Annotated in this window: 11 protein-coding genes and 1 riboswitch; of the genes, 4 read left to right on the top strand and 7 right to left on the bottom strand. The window is 65.6% G+C overall.

All coding sequences use genetic code 11. From position 1 onward, the window contains the following. Positions 1 to 55: 55 nt before the first annotated feature. From eda to zwf, 4 genes are all read right to left on the bottom strand, one after another. A complete protein-coding gene (gene eda, locus LQ772_RS17165; protein ID WP_231322730.1) occupies positions 56 to 700 on the bottom strand; it encodes a bifunctional 4-hydroxy-2-oxoglutarate aldolase/2-dehydro-3-deoxy-phosphogluconate aldolase in 645 nt (214 codons plus the stop codon). A gap of 64 nt (positions 701 to 764) precedes the next feature. Continuing rightward, on the bottom strand, positions 765 to 2,582 hold the full coding sequence (gene edd / locus LQ772_RS17160; RefSeq protein ID WP_231322727.1) for a phosphogluconate dehydratase: 1,818 nt from the start codon (positions 2,580 to 2,582) through the stop codon (positions 765 to 767). Positions 2,583 to 2,632: 50 nt separating this feature from the next. After that, on the bottom strand, positions 2,633 to 3,346 hold the full coding sequence (gene pgl, locus LQ772_RS17155; RefSeq protein ID WP_231322724.1) for a 6-phosphogluconolactonase: 714 nt from the start codon (positions 3,344 to 3,346) through the stop codon (positions 2,633 to 2,635). A gap of 69 nt (positions 3,347 to 3,415) precedes the next feature. Next, positions 3,416 to 4,882, bottom strand: coding sequence for a glucose-6-phosphate dehydrogenase (gene zwf, locus LQ772_RS17150; protein WP_231322722.1), 1,467 nt, complete (start codon positions 4,880 to 4,882; stop codon positions 3,416 to 3,418). Positions 4,883 to 5,044: 162 nt separating this feature from the next. Here zwf and LQ772_RS17145 point away from each other — a divergent pair, with 162 nt between their 5' ends. Together LQ772_RS17145 and LQ772_RS17140 are read left to right on the top strand one after the other, a co-directional pair. Next, positions 5,045 to 5,797 (top strand): GntR family transcriptional regulator, encoded by a 753-nt coding sequence (locus tag LQ772_RS17145; RefSeq protein ID WP_231322719.1) that lies wholly within the window; start codon positions 5,045 to 5,047, stop codon positions 5,795 to 5,797. Between the two features lie 50 nt (positions 5,798 to 5,847). Beyond that, the gene (locus LQ772_RS17140) at positions 5,848 to 7,479 is read left to right on the top strand and encodes a tetratricopeptide repeat-containing sulfotransferase family protein (RefSeq protein WP_231322716.1); all 1,632 of its coding nucleotides are present in this window, start codon (positions 5,848 to 5,850) and stop codon (positions 7,477 to 7,479) included. Positions 7,480 to 7,567: 88 nt separating this feature from the next. On the opposite strand, the gene LQ772_RS17135 is transcribed toward LQ772_RS17140, so the two are convergent. The 3 genes from LQ772_RS17135 to LQ772_RS17125 all read right to left on the bottom strand — a co-directional run bounded on the left by LQ772_RS17135 (position 7,568) and on the right by LQ772_RS17125 (position 15,882). After that, complete coding sequence (locus LQ772_RS17135; RefSeq protein WP_231322715.1) at positions 7,568 to 10,651, bottom strand: TonB-dependent receptor; 3,084 nt, start codon at positions 10,649 to 10,651, stop codon at positions 7,568 to 7,570. A gap of 307 nt (positions 10,652 to 10,958) precedes the next feature. Then, positions 10,959 to 12,293: a hypothetical protein gene (locus LQ772_RS17130; RefSeq protein WP_231322712.1), complete on the bottom strand. Its 1,335-nt coding sequence runs from the start codon at positions 12,291 to 12,293 to the stop codon at positions 10,959 to 10,961. 583 nt (positions 12,294 to 12,876) lie between these two features. Continuing rightward, on the bottom strand, positions 12,877 to 15,882 hold the full coding sequence (locus LQ772_RS17125; protein ID WP_231322709.1) for a TonB-dependent receptor: 3,006 nt from the start codon (positions 15,880 to 15,882) through the stop codon (positions 12,877 to 12,879). Between the two features lie 279 nt (positions 15,883 to 16,161). After that, positions 16,162 to 16,390, top strand: a riboswitch (cobalamin riboswitch). Between the two features lie 130 nt (positions 16,391 to 16,520). Between LQ772_RS17125 and btuB the strand changes: the two genes are divergently transcribed. Then, the gene (gene btuB, locus LQ772_RS17120) at positions 16,521 to 18,371 is read left to right on the top strand and encodes a TonB-dependent vitamin B12 receptor (RefSeq protein ID WP_231322707.1); all 1,851 of its coding nucleotides are present in this window, start codon (positions 16,521 to 16,523) and stop codon (positions 18,369 to 18,371) included. A gap of 251 nt (positions 18,372 to 18,622) precedes the next feature. Then, positions 18,623 to 21,802, top strand: coding sequence for an efflux RND transporter permease subunit (locus LQ772_RS17115; protein ID WP_231322705.1), 3,180 nt, complete (start codon positions 18,623 to 18,625; stop codon positions 21,800 to 21,802). Positions 21,803 to 21,898: the final 96 nt, after the last annotated feature.

Below are 21,898 nucleotides of genomic sequence, written 5' to 3'. Positions count from 1 at the left end.
GTGTTCTCTCCAACAAAGGTCGAGAGCATCGCTCAAGCGGGGTTCTGCAAAGAGTCTAGGCCCGCAGGTTTGCGGCGGCGCGCGCCAGGGCCTCGACCCCGGCCCAGTCGCCGGTGGCGAGCTTGTCCGCCGGGGTGAGCCACGAGCCGCCCACGCACAACACGTTGGGCAGGGCGAGGAATTCGGCGGCGCTCGCCGCGCTGATGCCGCCGGTCGGGCAGAAGCGCAGCTGCGGCAGCGGGCCGGCCCATGCAGCCAACAGCCGGGCGCCGCCGGCCGGTACCGCCGGGAAGAATTTCAGGTGGCGATAGCCGCGTTCCAGCAAGCCCATCGCCTCGCTGGCGGTGGCCGCGCCGGGGAGCAGGGCCAGCGGGACGTCCTCGGCCGCATCCAGCAAGCGCGGGGTGACTCCCGGCGATACGGCGAAACGGGCCCCGGCCTCGTACGCCGCGCGCAGGTCGGTCTCGCCCAGCACCGTACCCACGCCGACCACCGCGCCCTCGACTTCGGCGGCAATCGCACGCACGGCTTCCAGCGCGGCGGGAGTACGAAGGGTCACCTCGATCGCTGGCACGCCACCGGCGACCAGCGCACGCGCCATCGGCACGGCGGCGCGAGCGTCCTCGATCACGACCACCGGGATCACCGGCGCGAGGCGCATGAGGCTGGCAAGTTCGTTCTGGTAGGCATCCGAGGCCATGGGTTTTCCTGCGGTGAGGGCGTCTTGCGGGAGTCCACCTGGGGACTCCTGCAAGGTACCGGGGTTACAGCACGCCAGCGCCGAGGTCGGCGTTCATGGCGTTGCGGCGGAACATCTCGAACAGCTCGCGGCCGGTGCCGGCCTGGTGGGCGGCCTGGCTGCCCGCCGCGGGCGCGCGGGCAGCGAGTTCGGCGGCATCGACCAGGACGTCCAGACGTCCATTCACACAATCCAGGCGAACCATGTCGCCCTCGCGCACGCGCGCCAGAGGCCCATCCGCGGCGGCTTCCGGCGTGACGTGGATCGCCGCCGGCACGCGTCCGGAGGCGCCGGACATGCGCCCGTCGGTGACCAGCGCGATGCGATGGCCGCGATCCTGCAGCACGGCGAGCGTGGGCGTGAGCTTGTGCAGTTCCGGCATGCCGATCGCCTGTGGGCCCTGGAAGCGCACGACCGCCACGAAGTCGCGATTGAGTTCGCCGCGTTCGAAGGCGACGCGGACCGCGTCCTGGTCGTCGAACACCACGGCCGGGGCTTCGATCAGCAGGCGGTCCTCCGGCACGGCGGACACCTTGATGACCGCACGGCCCAGGTTGCCGTCGAGCAGGCGCAGGCCGCCATCGGGCCGGAACGGCTCCTCCGCGCCGCGCAGCACGCCGCGGTTGGCGCTCTGCTTGCTGACCGGCCGCCACGCCAGCCGTCCGGCGCCGTCGAGCTCCGGCACGCAGGTATAGGCAGCCAGGCCCTTGCCGGCGAGCGTCTGCACGTCCGCATGCAAGAGGCCGGCATCGAGCAGCTGGTCGATCAGGAAGGCCATGCCGCCGGACTCGTGGAACTGGTTCACGTCGGCGTAGCCGTTCGGGTACACGCGTGCCAGCAGCGGCACCACCGAGGAGAGCGCGTCGAAGTCGTCCCAGCTGAGCGCAATGCCGGCGGCACGCGCCATCGCGACCAGGTGCAGCAGGTGGTTGGTCGAACCGCCGGTGGCGTGCAGGCCGACCACGCCGTTGACGATCGCGCGCTCGTCGACGATGTGGCCCAGCGGCAGGCGCGTGGCCGGCGCCGCATGGGTAATCACCGCCTGCACCGCGGCGCGGGTGAGCGCGTCGCGCAGTGGCGTGTCGGGCGCCACGAAGCTGGATCCGGGCAGCTGCAGGCCCATGATCTCCATCAGCATCTGGTTGGAGTTGGCGGTGCCGTAGAACGTGCAGGTGCCGGGGCTGTGGTAGGAAGCCGCTTCGACTTCCAGCAACTCCGCGCGCGAGGCCTTGCCCTCGGCGTAGGCCTGGCGCACTTTCGATTTCTGCTCGTTGGGAATGCCGCTAGGCATCGGACCCGACGGCACGAACGCGCCGGGCAGGTGGCCGAAGCTGAGCGCGCCGATCAGGAGGCCTGGCACGATCTTGTCGCATATCCCCAGGTAGAGCGCGCCGTCGAACATGTCGTGCGAGAGCGCCACGGCGGTGGCCATGGCGATCACGTCGCGCGAGAACAGTGACAGCTCCATGCCGGCGCGACCCTGCGTGACGCCATCGCACATCGCCGGCACGCCGCCGGCGACCTGTGCCGTGGCGCCGGACTCGCGGGCGAGTTCGCGGATCAGCGCCGGGTAGCGCTCGTAGGGCCGATGCGCCGAGAGCATGTCGTTGTAGGCGGTGACGATGCCGATGTTCGGCGCGCGGCCTTCGCGCAACGCGGCCTTGTCCGTGCCGGTGCAGCCAGCGAAGCCGTGCGCGAGGTTGCCGCAGGACAGTTGCGCGCGATGCGGGCCGTCACCTCCCGCGGCCGCCTCGATGCGTGCGAGGTAGGCCGCGCGGCTCCCGCGGCTGCGCTCGATGAGGCGTGCGGTGACTTCGGCGACGACGGGATGCAGCGAACTCATTGCAGGAACTCCAAAGCGTTGCCGGCCATGGGTCGGCGATCAAACGACAGTCAGGGACACCAGTAGACGGCGACCGGCACCGGCGAGCGCGCCAGCACGGTACGCACCGGATAATGCGCGGCCGCACCCAGCCCCAACCGGGCCTGGGCCAGCACGTCGCGCTTGTCTTCGCCTTCGATGTGCAGGAACAGGTGGCGGGTCTGGAGCAGGGTGGCCAGCGTGAGAGTGATGCGTGGCTCGCCAGCGCCGGGTGCGCGCATCGGCAGCACGCCGCTGGGTTGGTTCGGATCCAGCGCCGCTTCGAGCTGGTCGCCGCCCGGGAAGAACGAGGCGGTGTGGCCGTCCAGGCCCATGCCCAGCACGACCGCATCGAACGGCAGCGGCAGTGCATGGATGCGCCGGCCGGCCTCGGCTTGGCCTTCCTCCGGCGTGGCGGCGCCGGTGTACAAGGGCACAAAGCGGGCCGTGGCTGCGGCGTGCTGCAGCAGGTGCTCGCGCACCAGGCGCGCGTTGGAGCGTGGATCGCTTTCGTCCACCCAGCGCTCGTCGACCAGGGTCACCTGCACCCGCGACCAGTCCATCGGCGCCTGCGACAGCAGCTCGAAGAAATGTAGCGGCGTGCGTCCGCCGGACACGGCGAGCAATGCGAAGTCGCGCTCGAGCAACCCCGCGCGCAGGCGATCGGCCACGCGCCCGGCCAGTGCCGTGGCGAGCGCACGACCGTCCGCGAAATGGTGGGTGTCGGCGTTGTTCAAGATCGTCATGGGCACACTGGCGGAGAAAGGGTTCGACAGTGTCGGGAGCGCGTTGCCAGCATCCGGTGAAACCTCGCGCTATTCGCTGTCTTCGTTCCACGTGCGCCCGTCGCGCTCGATGAGCGCCACCGCCGCACTCGGCCCCCAGCTCCCGGCCGCATACGGGCGCGGCGGCTCGCCGGCCGCGCCCCAGGCGCCCAGGATCGGATCGATCCAGCGCCAGGCGGCCTCGACTTCGTCGCGGCGCATGAACAGCGTGGGGTTGCCGCGCACCACATCCAGCAGCAGGCGCTCGTAGGCGTCCGGCTGCTGCACCCCGAAGGCTTCGGCGAAGCTCATGTCCAGCGGCACGTGCCGCAGGCGCAGGCCGCCCGGGCCTGGGTGCTTGATGGTCAGCCACAGCTTGACGCCCTCGTCGGGCTGCAGCCGCAGCACCAGCCGGTTGTGCGCCAGCGGGCCGGCGGAGGCGTCGAAGATCGAATGCGGCACCGACTTGAAGGCGACCACGATTTCCGACAGCCGCGCGGACAACCGCTTGCCGGTGCGCAGGTAGAACGGCACGCCGGCCCAGCGCCAGTTGGCGATCTCCGCCTTGAGCGCCACGAAGGTTTCGGTGTTGGACTGGCCGTCGTCCAGTTCCTCCAGGTAGCCCGGGACGCGCTCCCCATCGATCGCACCGGCCTTGTACTGGCCGCGCACGGTGAGCTGCGCGCTGTTGCGCATGTCGATGGGCTTCAACGCGTGCAGCACCTTGAGCTTCTCGTCGCGCACGGCGTCGGGGGAGAGCGAGGCCGGCGCTTCCATCGCCACCATGCACAGCAGCTGCAGCATGTGGTTCTGCACCATGTCGCGCAGTGCGCCGGCACGGTCGTAGTAGCCGGCGCGGCGACCCAGCCCCAGCGTCTCGGCCACGGTGATCTGCACGTGGTCGATGTGGCCGGCGTTCCACAGCGGCTCGAACAGCGCGTTGCCGAAGCGCAGCGCCAGCAGGTTCTGCACCGTCTCCTTGCCGAGGTAGTGATCGATGCGGAAGGTCTGCGCTTCGGAGAACACGCGTCCGACCGCCTCGATGATGCACATTGCGCTGGCCAGGTCGCGGCCGATCGGCTTTTCCAGCACCACGCGCGAATTGGGTCCATTGAGGCCGTTGGCGCCGAGCCGGTTGCAGATGTCGACGAACAATTCCGGCGAGGTAGAGAGGTAGAACACGCGGATGTGCTCGGGCTGCTCGTTGATCAGCGCGGCGAACGCATCCCAGCCCTCGTCCTTGCGCGCGTCCAGCGGCAGGTAGTGCAGCAGCGGCAGGAACGCATCGATGCGCTCGTCCGCGGCGCCGCCGTCGGCGAGTACGTCGCGCACCAGGCCGCGATAGCCGGCATCGTCCAGTGCTTCGCGCGCCACGCCGATGATCCGGCTGGCGGCGGGCAGCTGGCCATCCACGAACCGGTGGAACAACGCCGGCAGCAACTTGCGCAGGGCCAGGTCGCCGGTGCCACCAAAAATCACCAGGTCGAACGGGTCGACGGGCGGGGGAGAAGCCGTCACGGTTCACCTCGATTGCGGGTTGGGCAGACGGAATGGGCCATCCCGCCTGGGCGCCGAGGATGGTACCAGTGAAATACCAGATTACGCAGCCATGCGTGGACGCTATGCATACGTTTTCATGGCGGCTTGCCGCAAATGGTGTGAGATTGGTATGGTTCCGGCATGGAAACCGCGCTCGCCGCCGAATACCGCCGCCTCTGCGACAGCCCCGAGACGCGCCAGCCGCTGGCCTACCTGCGGCTGCGCCGGGCGATCCGCACCGTGGTCGAGCACCGTGACATCGAGCCGGGCCAGGCGTTGCCCAGCGAACGCGATCTTTCCCACGCGCTGGGCCTCTCGCGCGTGACCGTGCGCAAGGCCATCGCTGGCCTGGTCGAGGAAGGCCTACTGACCCAGCGCCACGGCGCCGGCACCTTCGTCGCCGAGCGCATCGTCAAGCCGATGTCGCGGCTGACCAGCTTCACCGAGGACCTGCGCGCGCGCGGCCTGAATCCGCGATCGGAGTTCTTCGAGCGCGGTATCGGCGAGGTCACGCCGGAGGAGGCAATGGCAATGAATCTTTCGCCCGGCGCCGCGGTGGTGCGATTGCATCGCGTGCGCTACGCGGGCGACGAGCCGCTGGCGATCGAGCGCAGCGTGGTGCCCGCCAGCGTGCTCCCCGATCCCATGGCGGTGCGCGATTCGCTCTACGAAGCGCTGGAACAACGCAACGCCCGCCCCCGCCGCGCCCTGCAGCGACTTCGCGCGGTCTCGCTCAGCGCCCAGCACGCCCGCCTGCTGCACGTGGCCCCCGGCAGCGCGGGCTTGAGCATCGAGCGGCGCAGCTTCCTGGACGACGGTCGCGTGGTGGAATTCACCAGCTCGTGGTATCGCGGCGACATCTACGATTTCGTGGCCGAGCTGCACACCGATTGACACGTGCTCGGCGGCCGCCGCCCCGCTGAACGGCCGGCTAATATGGCTGCATGACCACCTCCGCCAGCCCCGGCTCGCTCGCTTCGCTTCGGCAACGTGCCAAGACCTGCATCGAGAATGAGCAATGGGTCGCCGCGCAGGCCATCCTGGAATCCGTCCTGCAGCAGGCACCGAATGACCTTGCCTCGAGCATCCAGCTTTCGGAGGCACTGTTCCGCCAGGGCCGGATGCAAGCGTCGACCCGCCCATTGCTGGCGGCGCTCGGTCGCCTGCCCAGGGATGCGCCTCTGATCGCCATCCTGGTTCAGTATCTGGTCGCCCGGGGGGAAATCGTGGCGGCACGTTCGTGCCTGGAGTTGTTGGCGCAGGCACCCGACCCCCCGGCCGACCTGCTGGCCACGCAGGCGAATCTGCGCTTCATGATCGGGGATGTACCCGAAGCACTCCAGATGGCCGAGCGTGCGATGAAGGCCGGCATCCGGACGCCCGACTCCTGGCGCCTGTATGCGATGTTGCTCCATTTCAGCGGACAAGCCGAAGCTGCTGGCGCGATGCTCGAGGAATGCCTGAAGCAGTGGCCACAGTTTGGTGATGCGGCCGCCGTTCTCGTCGATCTGCGGCGACAGACGGTCGAGTCGAACCACCTGGCGCGGCTGTACGAACAACTGGGCACCCTGCCGGACCCGCCGTCGGATCCAGCTTCGGCTTTCGCGCGCGCCGAGTTCGAGTACTCGGTCTTCAAGACCCTCGACGACCTGGGGCGTCACGAGGAGGCGTGGGAAGCGCTCGCGCGATGCAACGCGCTGATGAGCCGGCTGAACCCGTATGACGCGGCAACGGAGGAAGCGCTGACCGATGCGCTCCTGAAGCTTCCGCGGGACGATCCGCATCACGCGGAAGCTCCTGCTTTTGGTGGACCGACACCGATTTTCATCGTCGGCATGCCCCGCTCCGGTACCACCCTGCTCGACCGCATCCTGTCCAGCCATTCGCAGGTCGCTTCGGCGGGCGAGATTGTCGACTTCTGGCGGCAGCTTCACTGGGTCGCGGACGTCCTTCCCGCAAATGCCCGGAGCCTGCTCAAGGTCGTCGGCCGCATCGGCGACATCGATCTTCGCCAGGTGGGCCAGCGCTATCTCAGGCAGACACAGTGGCGGGCGCGTGGGCGGCGCTACTACATCGACAAGCTGCCGGGAAACATCCAATTGGTTGCGTTCATCCGTCGTGCGCTGCCACATGCGCCGATCCTGCATATGGTCCGCGACCCGATGGATACGTGCTTTTCCAACTTCAAGGCGATGTTCGGCAACATCTCGCCCCACAGCTACGATCTGGGAACGCTGGCTCACTATTACGGACAGTACGCGCGCCTGACACGTCACTGGCACGCAGCCCTGCCTGGCGCGATGCTGGATGTCCCTTACGCCCAGCTCGTGGAAGCCCCGGGCGCGACCATCCAGCGGGTCCTGGCCCACTGCGGTCTGGACGTGGAGGAGGCTTGCCTGCAACCCGAGCGCAATACGGCGCCGGTCGCCACGCCGAGCAGCGCGCAGGTGCGTGAATCGATCCATACCCGCAACCTGGGAAGGTGGCGTGATTACGCCGCTCAGCTGGAGCCCCTGCGCATGGCACTGGCCACGCAGCCTGCCGCGGGGGACGGACGGGCCGCGCAGTCGTCTTAGAACCGTGCTTCTTCTGCGGGTGCCGGTGTCTCAAAAAGAACCACCGGCCGCAAGGGCCGGTGGTTCTATGCAGCACAACCAGCGTTCGTCAGTAGTCGTAGGTTACCGAAAGCCGAATGGTCCGGGGCTCTTCGTAGAAGAGCGCGTCGCCGTAGGAATTGTTCACGTAGACGATGTCCGGAACCGTGTTGCCATCGGCATCGACGCCGCCGTTGTAAGCCGCCTCGCCCGCTGGGTCGGTCTGGGCCGCCTTCTGCTCGTTGAAGACGTTGAAGATGTCCAGGTTGATGCCCAGCTTGTGGTCGGCGAAGCTCGGCGAGTAGTGGATGCCGAGGTTTAGCGGCTTGGTCCAGGGTGTATGCCCGGTCGAACCTGGGGGCATGCGGATGCCGTGACACCAGTGGTAGTTGCCGCTGCCGCCGGCGTTGTATCCGGTCGGGTCACCGACGCCATCCGGCCCGTAGTAGCCCAAGCACTCCTTCGGCACGCCAGACTGGGCCAGCAGGGTACCGGAGATCAACCATTCCGGACTGATCTGGTATGCGCCGCGGATGCGGATCTGGTGCTTGCGCACATTGATCAGCTCGCCGTTCTGGCCATCCATCAACTCGGCCGAATCCCAGTCCTCGGTCTTGGACACGTCCTGCTGACCGAAGTCGGAGCGTACCTGGCCTTCGGTATTGCCGAAACCATGGGTGTAGGTGTAGTCGACGCGCGCCTGCCACTTGCCGTCGAACGGGTGCTCCAGGTACAGGTTCAAGGAACCAACCTTGCGCTTGACGCCTTGCGAGTATCCCCAGTCTTCCTTGGACATCGGGACGAGGACGCTGCTCGCACCATCGTCCGCGACGATGAGCATGTTGTTGGTCTGGCCCGGGTTGATCAGACGGCAGTACGCAGAGCCATACAGCGAGTTGTAGTAACCGGAGGCAGAATCGAAATCCTCCGTCGTCGTGATCAGCCCCAGGCTGCGCATCTTGTCCTCGATGCGGCTGGGCGAGCATTCGTCGTCGATGGCGCTTTTCAGGTCGCGCCACATCGCCTTGGCGCCGAACGTCCACTCATCGTTGAGCTGCATGTCGAAGCCGGCGATGTACTCGTCCAGGTATTCCGGCTTCAGGTTGCGCGCGGTGACCTGCTGCGGATCTTTCGGATCGCCGTATTCGCCATCGGGCGAGGTCTCGGGCGTACGAATGGTCAGGCCCGTCGGTATGCCGTTCTCATCGATGCCGGTGTAGTAGTACGTGGTGGTCAGGAATGTGGACGCGTTCGCGGCGCGCTCGGCGGCGTTGTCGGGAAGCGCCAGGTAGTAGCGACCGACGTTGCCATAGATCTTGAGCGAGGAATCGCCGTTCACGTCCCAGCTGACGCCGATGCGCGGCTCCCACTGGTTCTTCTCGTCGACGAAGGCTTCGCCCACGTCGTTGAAGTTCGTGAAGTGGTCGTTGCGAAGACCGATGTTCAGCAGCACGTTCGAGGTCACCTGCCAGGCATCCTGCAGGTACCAGGCCTTCTGCGACATCGACATGCTGGTTTCCCAGCCGATCTCGCGCTTCTGAACGTAGCCCGGATAGTAGCGCCAGTAGTAGTTCAGGTCCGGATTGAACGGGTTCTGCTGGTTCTGGCCGCGGTTCTTTGCCGCGTAGTGCATGTTGTCGATACCTGCCGACAGGTCATGGTCGCCCAGGCGGTAGTCGAAGTCGATGCGCAGGCCGCGCGTGGAATCTTTCGCGTTATCGGAGAACCAGGAGACGTTCGTCTGGCCGTTTACGATGGGCGTACCGCCGTTGAGCGCCGGGTCCTGGTTGTACGAGCGCGAGATGAAAGGCAGCCCGCTGTCCGCGCCTCGACCGTAGATCGTCGGGCCCTTGAAGTCGGCCTTGCCGTACAGGACGCTCAGCGTCGCGTTGTCGGTGATGTAGCTCGTGAAATGACCGATGTAGAAGGTCGCATCGTTCTTGACTACATCGTTGGTCGTGACGAAATCGCCGGACTGCAGCGTGTCGTAGTTGAAATCGTAGGTGCGGCCGGCACCGGTGTTATTGTTGTTCTTTAGCGCGGTGAGCTCGAAGACGTTGTTGTCGGTGATGTTCCAATCCAGCTTTCCGTAGAACTTGGTATTCCTGTCCTGGTTGTACTGGACCTTGGCCAGGTCATCCGTTTCCACGTTGGTCGAATGGTTCCTCGTGATCTCGCCAGCCAGGAACATGAACAGCTTGTCCTGGATCAGCGGACCGCCGACGTAAGCCGAGTAGACGGTTTCCCATTCCTTGTTGTCGTTGCGGTACTGGTGCAGCGTGCCCGGCTTGCTTGGATCTTCCAATTCATAATGGGTCAGGCCGTCGGCGCTGTTGGCGTTGGGGATCGCGGACGGTACGGCGGGGTTCCCGTAATAGTTGTTGCGAGGGCTCGCCTGGAGAGAGCGCGGCTGCCAGACCACCTGGGCGCCGAAATGCCACTCGTTGGTGCCTCGCTTGCCGATCTGGTTGATGACACCGCCGTCTGAGCGGCCGTATTTAGCGCTGTAGCCGCCGGTCAAGGTTTCCTGCTGGTCGATCGCGCCGTAGGGCAACTGGAAACCGCCGATATTGCGGTAGGGCTCGCCCGTGTTGTATCCGTTCACGTAGTACGCGTTCTCGGACACGCTGGAACCGCCGAACGCGACGGCATTCGCGAAGTAGCCGCTACCTTTGACCGTGCCAGGAGCAAGCAACGCAATCGACTCCGCGTTACGCGTGACCGGAAGCTTGGCAAGGTCTGCGGCGGTGATGATGGTGCTGGAGTTGACGCTTGTTACATCGATCGCGGGCAGCGCGCTGGCCACCACCTGCACGGTGCCCAGGTTCTGCGCGTTCTCCGCGGTCGCAGCAGCGAAAGGCACCTGCGTACCGCCGCCGGGTGATACGGCAACGTTCTCCTGGGTCGCCAGCACCTGCCCGTCCTTGCGCAGCGTGACCGTGTACCGACCTACGGGCACGGTGACCGAATAGCGGCCGCTTTCGTCCACGGCGACTTCGCGGCTGGCGCCGTTGGCTCCCTGGACCAGGACCGTTTCGCCGGCGGCGACCGGCGCGGTGCCGAAGATGCTGCCGGTGGTGGCTTGGCCGAAGGCAAAGCCGGTGAAACCCAACCCCATGGCAAGCGCAACCGTCAGGGTTGTGCGGCGGGGCATGGCCCCCCGCGTGATGTGTCGCTCGTTCATTATGAGATCTCCCCAGATCGCCCGTTTCCGGGCTCGAAAGGCAAGCACAAAGAGAACTGGACTCACGCGCAATTGGAAACCGGCAAAACAGCGCACCAGCCTCAACCACTTAGCCACCCACTGCAATTCCCAACCTAGCGCCGCGTCCGACGACGTGTCAACTTTTTTTTATCATCTCTTTAGCAGTGAGACGGGCATTGCAGCAAGCCAATCTTCACGCGGTTGTCACAAGAGGTATCGTCCACCGGACTCGGCCGCACGGGCCGCAGGGGCTTGCTTACCGGTCCACGGAAATTGTCCGGTCCGACAGTAACTTGCCTTGTGGGCCACGGGCGGAAAGTCGATATTGCCCGGGAAATAGATACAAGTCGGCAGCCGAATTCGGGTGGATAAAAGCGTACCTGTCCGCGGGTATTGCCTGATCATTTTCCCCCTGATAACGCGCCTCGACGACACAAGGAATCACCGCCTTGCACAACTGGGTACGTATCGGGTACGGGCGCCGCTGCCCGCCAAGGTCCATCCAGTCCGGCCGCTGCGTGTTGACTATGTGCGCAGTCATCGGAAAAGGCTGGTTGGCGTCCCGGATAATGACCTGGCTTCGCAACGAACCGCTATCGAGTGCGGATTTGCGCTCCGAGGGAAGGATAACGCTGACGTCGTATTGGGCTGGCGCCGCCGCCCAGATGCGCCCGCCATTTTTGTTTACGAGCACCGTAGGTCCCTTCGGACGAAAGGTGCGGATAAGCTGCAGATACTGCTGATCGATATTTGGAAATTGTTCGCGGAATTGGGTCTGGTCGATTGAGAAAGGCTGTTCTCCGATCATGTTTCCGAGCAGCATCCCCATGGGTCGCACATTACCCAACCGCCCCTCTTTCTTGTCGATATGGGCATACCCTGCGTGCACGAAAACTCGCGCTGACGCATCCTTGCGAAAAATCGAATCAAACAGGTTTCGAGCCTGATCCTCCTCACGTTTCTGAACGTCGCGCTGCGAGGAGTCGTAGGGGACGATCGTATAGCCCAGGCGTATGGCCTCGCGAATGATTTCGCCATATAGAGGCTCGTGGAGATACTCCGATCCGCTGGCAGAGGTCGGATAGCCGCGTTTCTCCAAGGCATCGTCCGGTCCCAGCGCCTCGGCGGCGAAATACTTGAATCCGGCGGCTCGTAGTTTCGGAAGCAGCAGTAGCGTCAGCTGTCTCGTGTGCGCGTCATGGTGGGCCTCGTTGATCATTACCAGGCGATGGCCGGTGGCCGCTTCGGCGATAGCGTCGGCGGCGTCTGCCGGTTGCCACGCGGCGGGGCTGGGCAGCGTCAACCCGGCTATCGGCGCGCTGCGCAGCGGATAGTCCCGCAACGCTTCGTTATAGAGGCCGAGCTCGTTCTCGGTAAAGGCATACAACTGCAGCGCGAAGCTGTATTCCCCGGGCGGGCTCGTGAGCAACGCATGTGACAGGTATTGATACCTGGCCAAGTCGCTCTTCTGCGAGTGGGCCTCTTTGAACAACGTGGTCAATCCCGGTCCGAACGGGTTGGAGGCTTCGCAGCTGGCGACGCAGAGCAGCCACAACAGCTGCGCAAGAATCATCTGACGGTGGAAGCGCATGACTCCTCCTCGGTTTCCTTGCGCGGCAGCGTGGGCTGCGGAGCGTTAGTGAGCATTGCCACTCGACGACCGATATTGCGCAACAACGCGGCGCCTGACAATCACGCGCATTCGGAGCGGCCGAGTCTTCCGCAGTCCGCTTGATGGTGCGCGAATGATCCAGGGTTGTTTCTCCGGCGAGGTTATCGCCCCGGTACGCATCCACCAGGCACGCGGTAAAGGACGAGCCGACCGAGCTCCAAGTCATCCAGGGCAGCCGCTGTTGATCCGCCTGATCTCGGCAGGCTTACCGACGACAGTCCCCTCAAAACCCAAGTCTGGTGACCTCCATCTTGTAGCGACTGACGATCCTGGCGTGGCCACCAAGGCAAGTGGCAGCCGAGAGCGATCTCAAGCTGATCGCCCTGGCAACCACAAGCGGGTACATCCAGGGCATGAACAACCGTATCAAATATTCAAGCGCGTGCTCGGCTATTAAGGCGCTGCCTGTTGCTTTCGCCGAAATCAGGCCGCGCTTCCCGGGCTGCAAAAAAAAAGGCCGGGACTTTCGTCCCGGCCTCGTTTACCTCGACCACTCGACTTCTTAGAAGTCGTAGCTCACGCCGAAGCGGACGTACCGCGGCGTGGTGAAGCCACGCGGACGGCCATAGCTGGACGTGTTGTACTCGTACTGGTACGTGGTTTCCTGGCTGTTGAACACGTTGTAGACGTTGGCATTGAACGCCAGCTTGTGATCAGCAAACGCAGGACGGTACTCGACATTGAACGAAGCGATCTTCTGCCACGGCAGGCGACCGGCGGTACCGGCGGGCGAAGGCTGACCCGCGCACCAGTGGTAGTACGGGCCAGCGTAGGCCGGGGCAGTGCCATCCGGGCCATAGAAGTCAAGGCAGCTGTACGGCGCGCCCGAGAGCACGGCGATGTTGCCCGAGACGTTCCACTCCGGAGTGAACTGGTAGCCGCCATAGATCTTCAGCTGATGCTTGCGATCGTTATGCAGCAGACCGCCCGCGTACTCCATGAGCGACGGGTAGTCCCAGTCCACCGTTGCAGCGATGTCGGACTGGCCGATATCGGAACGGACCTGACCTTCGGAGTTGCCGTAGCTCTTCGAGTAGGTGTAGTCGACGCGGCCCCACCAGGTGCCATCGAACGGATGGTCGAGGTAGAGGTTCAGCGCGTAGAAGTTGCGCTTGGCCTGCGGGAAGCCCAGCTCTTCCTTCGTGAAGGACATCTCGCCGTAGCCGCCGTTGCCATCGGGCACCTGGAAGGTGGCGCCACGACCCGGGTTGAAGAAGTAGCAGCCACGCAGGTTCGCCGTGTCCAGACCCAGCGACTCGGCCTTCGCGGTGAAGAGCTCGATATTGCAGGTATCGTCGATCTCGTTCTTCAGGCTGCGATAAGTCGCCTTCGCACCATAGGTCCAAGCCGAGTTCAGCTGCTTGTCGAAGCCCAGGATGTATTCATCCTGGTACTGCGCCTTCAGCGAGGTGGCGGTGACCGTACGCGGATCCGGCGCCTGACCGTACTCGTTGTTTTCCGAGAACTCGGCACCGACGCCGTTGATGGTGTTGATCGGCGTCAGACCAGTCGGATAACCGGTGGCCTGGTCGATGCCCGTGTAGGTGTAGAACACGCGGGTGTAGTACGAACCGGAGGCACCACGGAGAGCCACGCTGGTCGGGAGCGCGAGGTAGTAGCGGCCCGCGTTACCGTAGATCTTGAACGTCGAATCACCGTTGACGTCCCAGCTGAAGCCCACGCGAGGAGCCCACTGCGGCGTGGTCTGGCGGATGTAAGCCTGGCCGTCGCTATTGAAGTTGGTGAACTGGTCGTTGCGCAGACCAAGCTTCACCAGCCAGTTGTCGCTTACCTGCCACGCGTCCTCGACGTACTGGGCGCGCTGTTCCACGCGAACCGAAGCGGCCGTACGGAAGCGGTACTGGGCGACGTAGTAACCATCCGCGCCACCGGGGTAGTTGGACGGCGAATCGACCTGGCCCTCGCTGATGTCAGCGCTGGGATCGTTCAGCTTGTTGTATTCCCACGCGTAGCCTGCGTTCGTGGGGATGTAGTCACCATCGGACAGATCCTGCGTACGCTGGTTGTCGATACCGGCCGTGAGGGTGTGATCACCCAACACGTAGGTGACGTCCAAGCGATAGTTCGTGCCCTTGGTCTGGTGCGCCGGATCGGTGGTCGTGAGTACGGTCTGCGTGTTGCCGATGCCCGCGCCGCCGCCGGAGTACGCAGGATTCTGCTGATCAGGGCTCAGCACCGCGATCAGGTCCGCGTTGAAGTCGGCCGGAAGCTGGGTGTACAGGTCGGTGTTCTGCTTGCCGAACTGTGCCGAAACAGTCAGATCGTCAGTGAGGTAACCGGTGTACTTGGCGATCCACATCGAAGCGGCGGTCTTCGTATGCGTATCGGCATACAGGTAGTCGCCCATCGTGCGGGTGTCGTTGTCGTACCCGTAGATGTTGCCGTTGTAGCTGGTCTTGGTGGACGCGCCGGTCAGCTCGAGCACGTTGCTGGAATTGATGTTCCAGTCGATCTTGCCGTACCAGCTGGGATCGTTGTATGAGTAGACCGTCTCGGTGCCGCCTGCGGCCGTGCCCACGCTCTTGCCGTTGGTGCGATGACCCTCGGCCGAGGCGAACATGTACAGGCGATCCTGGATGATCGGGCCGCCAACGTAAGCGCTCTCGACGATTTCGGAGGTCTTGTTGTCGTTGCGGTACTGGTAGAGCGAGCCATTGCTCGGAACGTAGATGTTGCGCGGATCCGAGCGCAGGCTGCCCGGCGTGTACAGAGCCTGGGCGCCGAAGTGCCACTCGTTGGTACCGCGCTTGCCGATCTGGTTGATCACGCCACCATCGGAACGACCGTATGCCGCGCCGTAACCGCCGGTCAGCACTTCTTCCTGGTCGATCGAGCCGTAGGGCAGGTTGATGCCGCCAAGACCATTGAGCGGATCGGTAACGTTCATGCCGTTGATGTAGTAGGCATTCTCGGTCACCGAGGAACCGCCGAACGAAACCAGGCTGTTGCCGGTCGGGCCGGTGAAGAAGCTCGAGCCCTGGACTGCGGTCGGTGCCAGCAGCGCGATCGCTTCGGCGCTGCGCGCCAGCGGCAGCTGACGAAGCTGCTGGGCGGTGATCACGGTGCGCGAATCGACGCCAGTGACGTCGATCGACGGCAGCGAGTTGGCCGTGACGGTGAGACCTTCCAGGTTCTGCGCATTCTGGGCGCCGTCGAAGGAAACATCCGTGCCGGTGCTGACCTTGACCGTGACGTTGTTCCGGGTCGAGACCGTCTGGCCGTCACGCATCAGCGTGACCGTATACATACCGACCGGCAGCGAATTGGCGCTGTAACGACCTGACTCGTCCACCGTCACCGTGCGCGCGATGCCCGACTGACCGGTGATCACCACGGTTTCACCCGCGGCAACCGGCGCACTACCGAAAATGCTGCCGGTCGTGGCCTGACCATAGGCGAGGCCGGTAAAGCCCAAACCCAAGGCCAGAGCCACGGTAAGAGCGCTGCGACGAGGCTGGGCCCCGTGCTGAAGGTAACGCTTATTCATTAACAGATCTCCCCAGATCGACTCGAAACGAGTCCAATAAAAGCTCACGTGCCCACAGACGGCACGCCAGATGACCCCGACGAAAGCCCCGCTTCCCGTTGGCTGGCTTGGAACTATCGCCCGCCCCCCCGATCAGGGCTTTGTCTGATCCGCAATCACGCAAAGCGATGAGTTGCTCTTGGAACGTAGCGCCCGCCGTAACGGTATGTCAACTTTTTTTTAGCGTTCCCATCCCAATTCCAGAGCGATGCGGGCTTGGCACCGGTGGGCTGAAGTTCCTACTATTGCCTGGTTTCGGGTGTCCCTGTTGGCCCAAGAGCTGGCGGGATGAAACGGGAAGCCGGTGCGTTGTGCGATGCACAACAATGCCGGCGCTGCCCCCGCAACGGTAAGCGAGTCGAACGGACGGCACCACGCCACTGTGCCCATAAGCATGGGAAGGCGCCGTCCGGCAGGCACAGAGCCTGCGCCCGCGAGCCCGGAGACCGGCCCGAAGCATTTGCCTGGTGGACCTGCGGTGGGCGGGCCGGACCTCGTGCGTGGCCTCGCGCCTGCCCGTCGTTCCCCCTGCCTCCGGCCGCCAGCTCATCCACGCTTGAGGCCGTGCGTGGGCGCGCGGCCAAGGAACGCACACATCCATGAAGAAGACACTGCTTGCCGTCGCCCTGTGCGGCAGCTCGTTCGCCGCGCTGGCGACCGGCACCTCGGATCCGGTCGCGCTGTCGCCGGTCATCGTCACCGCCACGCGCACCGCGATCACCGTCGACGATGCGCTGTCGTCGGTCAGCGTGATCACCCGCGAGGACATCGATCGGCTGCAGCCGGTCTCGCTGATCGACCTGCTCCAGGGCCTGCCCGGCGTGACCTTCGCCCAGGCTGGCGGACTCGGCCAGCAAAGCTCGCTGTTCCTGCGCGGCACCAATTCCTCGCATACGCTGCTGTTGATCGACGGCGTGCGCGTGGGGACGGTGAGCGCCGGCATTCCTGCCTTCGACCAGCTGCCGCTGGACCAGATCGAGCGCATCGAAGTGGTGCGCGGGCCACGCTCGAGCCTGTATGGCGCCGACGCGATCGGCGGCGTGATCCAGATCTTCACCCGGCACGGAACGCGCGATGGCGGCCTGGCGCCATCGCTGCGGCTGGGCGCCGGCAGTCGCGACTACGCCGACGGGCAGCTCGGGCTGGCCGGCGGCGACAAACACGCCTGGTACAACCTGAGCCTCGGCAGCCAATACACCCGCGGCATCAACGCCTGCCGCGTGGGTGCAGGCACGGTCTTCGCCGGCTGCTTCACCGACGAGCCGGACGCCGATGCCTACCGCAACCGCAATGCCCTGGCCAACGCCGGCTACCGCTGGGACAACGGCACGGAGCTGACCGCGACCTGGCTGCGCAGCGACAGCCGCGCGGAGTTCGACGGCGCTCCCTACGGCAACCAGCACCACAACCGCCAGCAGGTCGCCGGCGCGCAGTTGGGCTTCGATCCGCTTTCCTCCTGGAAGGTCACCCTGGCGGCCGGTCAGAGCCTGGACGAACAGCACACCGACAACGACGGCGTGTTCATGCGCTACGGCAACTCGCGCCGCAACCAGGCCTCGTGGCAGAACGACCTGAGCCTGGCGGACAACCAGTTACTGACGCTGGGCGTCGACTGGCAGCGCGAGCACCTGTCCAGCGATACCGGCTACCTGGACGACAGCCGCAGCGACACCGGCGGCTACGTGCAATACCAGGCCAACTTCGGTCGCCACGAAATGCAGCTGTCGCTTCGCCACGACGACAACCAGCAGTTCGGTGGTCATACCACCGGCGCGGCGGCGTGGGGTTACGCGTTCGACCACGGCCTCAAGCTGTCAGCCAGCTGGGGCAGCGCCTTCCACGCGCCGACCTTCAACGACCTTTACTACCCCTACGGCAGCGGCAACCCGGACCTGCAGCCGGAAACCTCGCGCAGCGCCGAACTCGGCCTGGCGCAGCAGCAGCGCGACTGGCACTGGGCGCTCAACGCCTACCAGACCACCATCGACCAGTTGATCTCGCTGGATGCCAATTACTTCCCCCGCAACATCAGCCGCGCGCGCATCCGCGGACTGGAAGCCCAGGCCGGAACGGCGCTCGCCGGCTGGCGGGTTGAAGGCTACCTGACGCTGCAGCGGCCAGAGAACCGCGATGGCGGTGCCAATGATGGCCACCTGCTGCCGCGCCGTCCCGAGCGCACCGCGCGGCTGGAGCTCGACCGCCGCTTCGGCGCGTTCGGCGTGGGCGCCACCCTACTTGCCGCCGGCGCGCGCTACGACGACCTGGCCAACCGGCACCGGCTGGGTGGCTATACGACCACCGACCTGCGCGCGAGCTACGCGTTCGCGGACGACTGGCAGGTCGAGGCACGGCTGGCGAACGCGTTCGATCGGCACTACGAAACCGTCTACTACTTCAACCAGCCAGGCCGCAGCTGGTATCTGACGCTGCGGTACACGCCCGGGGGTTGAGGTTCCCGCGAGCCTGCCCCATCCGCCCGTCGGGCATCTTCCTCCGCAGGCGGGGGAAGGACCCGCCTCATCCGGCCCTGCCTTTCGGCAGGGGCCGGACTTCAGGCACATCCTCCGCCGCGAGCACCCGGCATAACGTGCCGCATGACCCTGCCCATCCTCTGGCCCACGAACCACGTGGCAGCAGCGCGCTACGCTAGCCATCCCGGCGCGGCACCTGCCGCGCGCCCTCCCCGCGGTACGGACGCCCCGTGAACATCTTCGCCCCCCTGATCCGCCGCCCGATCGGCACCTCGCTGCTGGCGCTTGGCCTCACCCTCGCCGGCGTGTGGGCCTACCTGCTGCTGGGCGTGGCGGCATTGCCGTCGCTCGATTTTCCCGGCGTCTACGTGGTGGCCAACCAGCCTGGCGCCAGCGCGCAGACCATGGCCAGCACCATCCTGGCGCCCCTGGAGCGCCACCTGGGCCGCATCCCGGGCGTGGATGAGATGTACGGCAACGCCACCGAGGGGCAGGCCTCGGTGATGGTCCGCTTCACCTTCGACCGCACCGCCGACAGCGCCGCGCGCGACGTGCAGGCGGCGATCAACGCGGCCGCGCCGGACCTGCCCTCGGGCATGCCCGGACCACCGCAGTATTTCAAGTTCGACACGGCGCAGATCCCGATCCTGTTCATTACGCTGACCTCCTCGGGCATGCCGCAGGACCAGCTGTTCGACCTGGCCGACACGCTGCTCAAGCCCGCCGTCTCGCAGATCCAGGGCGTGGCGCAGGTGCAGGTGTTCGGCGGCACGCCGCACGCGGTGCGCATCGAGCTCGATACCGACGCGCTGGCAGCCAAGGGCCTGACCTCCAACGATGTCGCCAACGCCCTGCGCGCGGCCAACGTCACCTCGCCGCAGGGCACGCTGAGCGACGGCCGCACGCAGATGACCGTCACCGCCAGCGACGGCCTGCAGACGCCGGATGAGTTCGCCCACTTGCTGATCGCCATGAAGCATGGCGTGCCGGTACGCCTGTCCGACGTCGCCCACGTCTACGGCGGCCAGCAGGACAAGTACCAGAGCGCCTGGTTCGCCGACGCCAGCGGCAGCGCGCGCACGGTCGGCCTGCAGATCAGCAAGCGTCCGGAGGCCAACGCGGTGGCGACGGTGGAGGCGATCCGCGCCAAGCTGCCGCAGCTGCGCGCCTCGCTGCCGGCCAGCCTGCAGATGAACGCGGTGTTCGACCTCACCCAGACCACCAAGTCGGCGCTGCACGAGGTGGAGGTCGCGCTGCTGATCTCGATCGTGATGGTGGTGCTGGTGATGCTGGTATTCCTGCGCCGGCTGCGGCCGACGCTGATCGCCACGTTGAGCGTACCGCTGTCGCTGGCCGGCGCGTTCGTGGCGATGTGGGCGCTCGGCTACACCCTCAACACCTTGTCGCTGGTCGCGCTGGTCCTGTGCATCGGCTTCGTCGTCGACGATGCGATCGTGGTCATCGAGAACATCGTGCGCCACATGGAACACGGCATGCCGCCGCTGCAGGCGGCGCTGACCGGCGTGCGCGAGATCGGCTTCACGGTGGTGTCGATCACGTTGTCGCTGGTGGCGGTTTTCGCGCCGCTGCTGTTCGGCAACAACATGCTGGTGATGCTGCTGCGCGAGTTCTCGGTAACCCTGACCGCGGCGGTGGTGATCTCGGCGATCGTCTCGCTGACGCTCACGCCCGCGTTGTGCGGCCGGCTGCTGACCGCCGAACCGGCCAACCCGCCGCCGCCCGGGCGCATCGAGCGCGCGGTGGAGAATTTCGACCGTGCGCTGCTGAAGCGCTACGAGCGCGCGCTGGACTGGGCGATGCACCATCGCCGGCTGATGCGCTGGCAGCCGCTGCTCCTGCTGGTGCTCACCGTGCTGCTCGGCATTGCCGTAGGCAAGACCGCCGGCGGCACGTTCATGCCCGACGAGGACACCGGCCAGCTGCAGGCGCAGGTCACCGCCGATGCCAACATTTCGCCGGAGCTGCTCACCGAGCGCGTGCTGCAGGTGGCCAAGATCATCAAGGAAGACCCGGCGGTCGAGGACATGCTCACCATGCTCGGTGGCGATGGCGGCGGCGGCGGCGCGGTCGGCAACTCGGCGCAGATGTTCATGGACCTGAAGCCGCGCGGCGACGCGCCGGGCGACCGTCGCATCGGCGCCAAGGAAGTGGTCGAGCGCCTTTCCAAGCGGCTGGACAAGCTTGCCGGCGTCGAGGTCGAGCTCAGCATCGCGCAGTTCCTCGGCGGTGGCGGCAGTGGCGACAAGGGCGGCCAGTACGAATTCCAGCTGGTCAGCGACAATGGCGGCGACCTGCAGCCGTGGACGCTGCAGATGGTCCGCCAACTGCGTGAGAACAAGGAATTCCGCGACGTCGGCAGTGACTTCGACCAGGCCGGCAAGCAGCAGATGCTCAAGGTCGACCGCGAAGCCGCCGGCCGCCTGCACGTGAGCATGGGCGACATCGACTCGGCGCTGTACAACTCGTTCGGGCAGAACCCGGTGTCGGTGATCTATTCGGACATCAACCAGTACCGGGTGGTGCTGACCTCGGCCGGCGCCGAGTCGATCAGCCCGCAGTCGCTGCTCAACATCCACGTGCGCAACAGTCGCGGCGAGATGATCCCGCTCTCCGCGCTGGCGCGGATCGAGCCCAACATCGCGCCGATGCGCATCCGCCACCACAACCAGCTGGAAGCGGCCACGGTCACCTACAACCTTGCCAAGGGCGTGGACCAGCAGCGTGGCGTCAAACTGGTCGAGCAGGCCGCCTTCGCGGTGCACTTGCCCGACGGCTTCCGGGTCGACTTCACCGGCGCCAACCAGCGCCTGCAGCAGGCCAAGTCCAACGGCTTCATCCTGCTGCTGGCCTCGATCGTTGCGATGTACATCGTGCTGGGCATCCTCTACGAAAGCCTCGGCCATCCGCTGACCATTCTTTCCACGCTGCCGGCCGCGGGCATGGGTGCGTTCCTGGCCATGCTGGTGACGCAGACCCAGCTCTCGCTGATGGCGATCATTGCGATCCTGATGCTGATCGGTATCGTCAAGAAAAACGCGATCCTGATGGTCGACTTCGCACTGGTCGCCCAGCGCGAGCGCAACCTGGCACCGCCCGATGCGATCCGCGAAGCGGCGCTGGTGCGCTTCCGTCCGATCACGATGACCACGCTGGTGGCGATGGGCGCGGCGCTGCCTCTGGCGATCGGCTTCGGCATCGGTTCGGAGATGCGCCAGCCGCTGGGCATCGCCATCGTGGGCGGCCTGCTGGTCTCGCAGCTGTTGACCCTGCTCAGCACACCGGCGATCTACCTGTGGGGTCACGACCGCAAGATCCGCAAGGCCGCGCGCAGGCAGCGTCGTGAGGAGAAGAAGCGGCTCAAGGCACTGGGCAAGCAGCAGACCGCCTGAACGGTGTCCCGAGCAGGAAACCACTTGTGGCGAACGCTTTCTGCCTGTCGGTGGCATCGCCCGCAAGTGGGTCCTGGCCGGCTTCGGCTTCGGCAT

The sequence above is a fragment of the Frateuria edaphi genome (genome assembly GCF_021117405.1).
In the GTDB taxonomy this organism is placed as follows: domain Bacteria; phylum Pseudomonadota; class Gammaproteobacteria; order Xanthomonadales; family Rhodanobacteraceae; genus Frateuria_A; species Frateuria_A edaphi.
The sequence above is the reverse complement of the archived record's forward strand: the minus strand, read 5'-3'. Positions and strand labels throughout refer to the sequence as shown.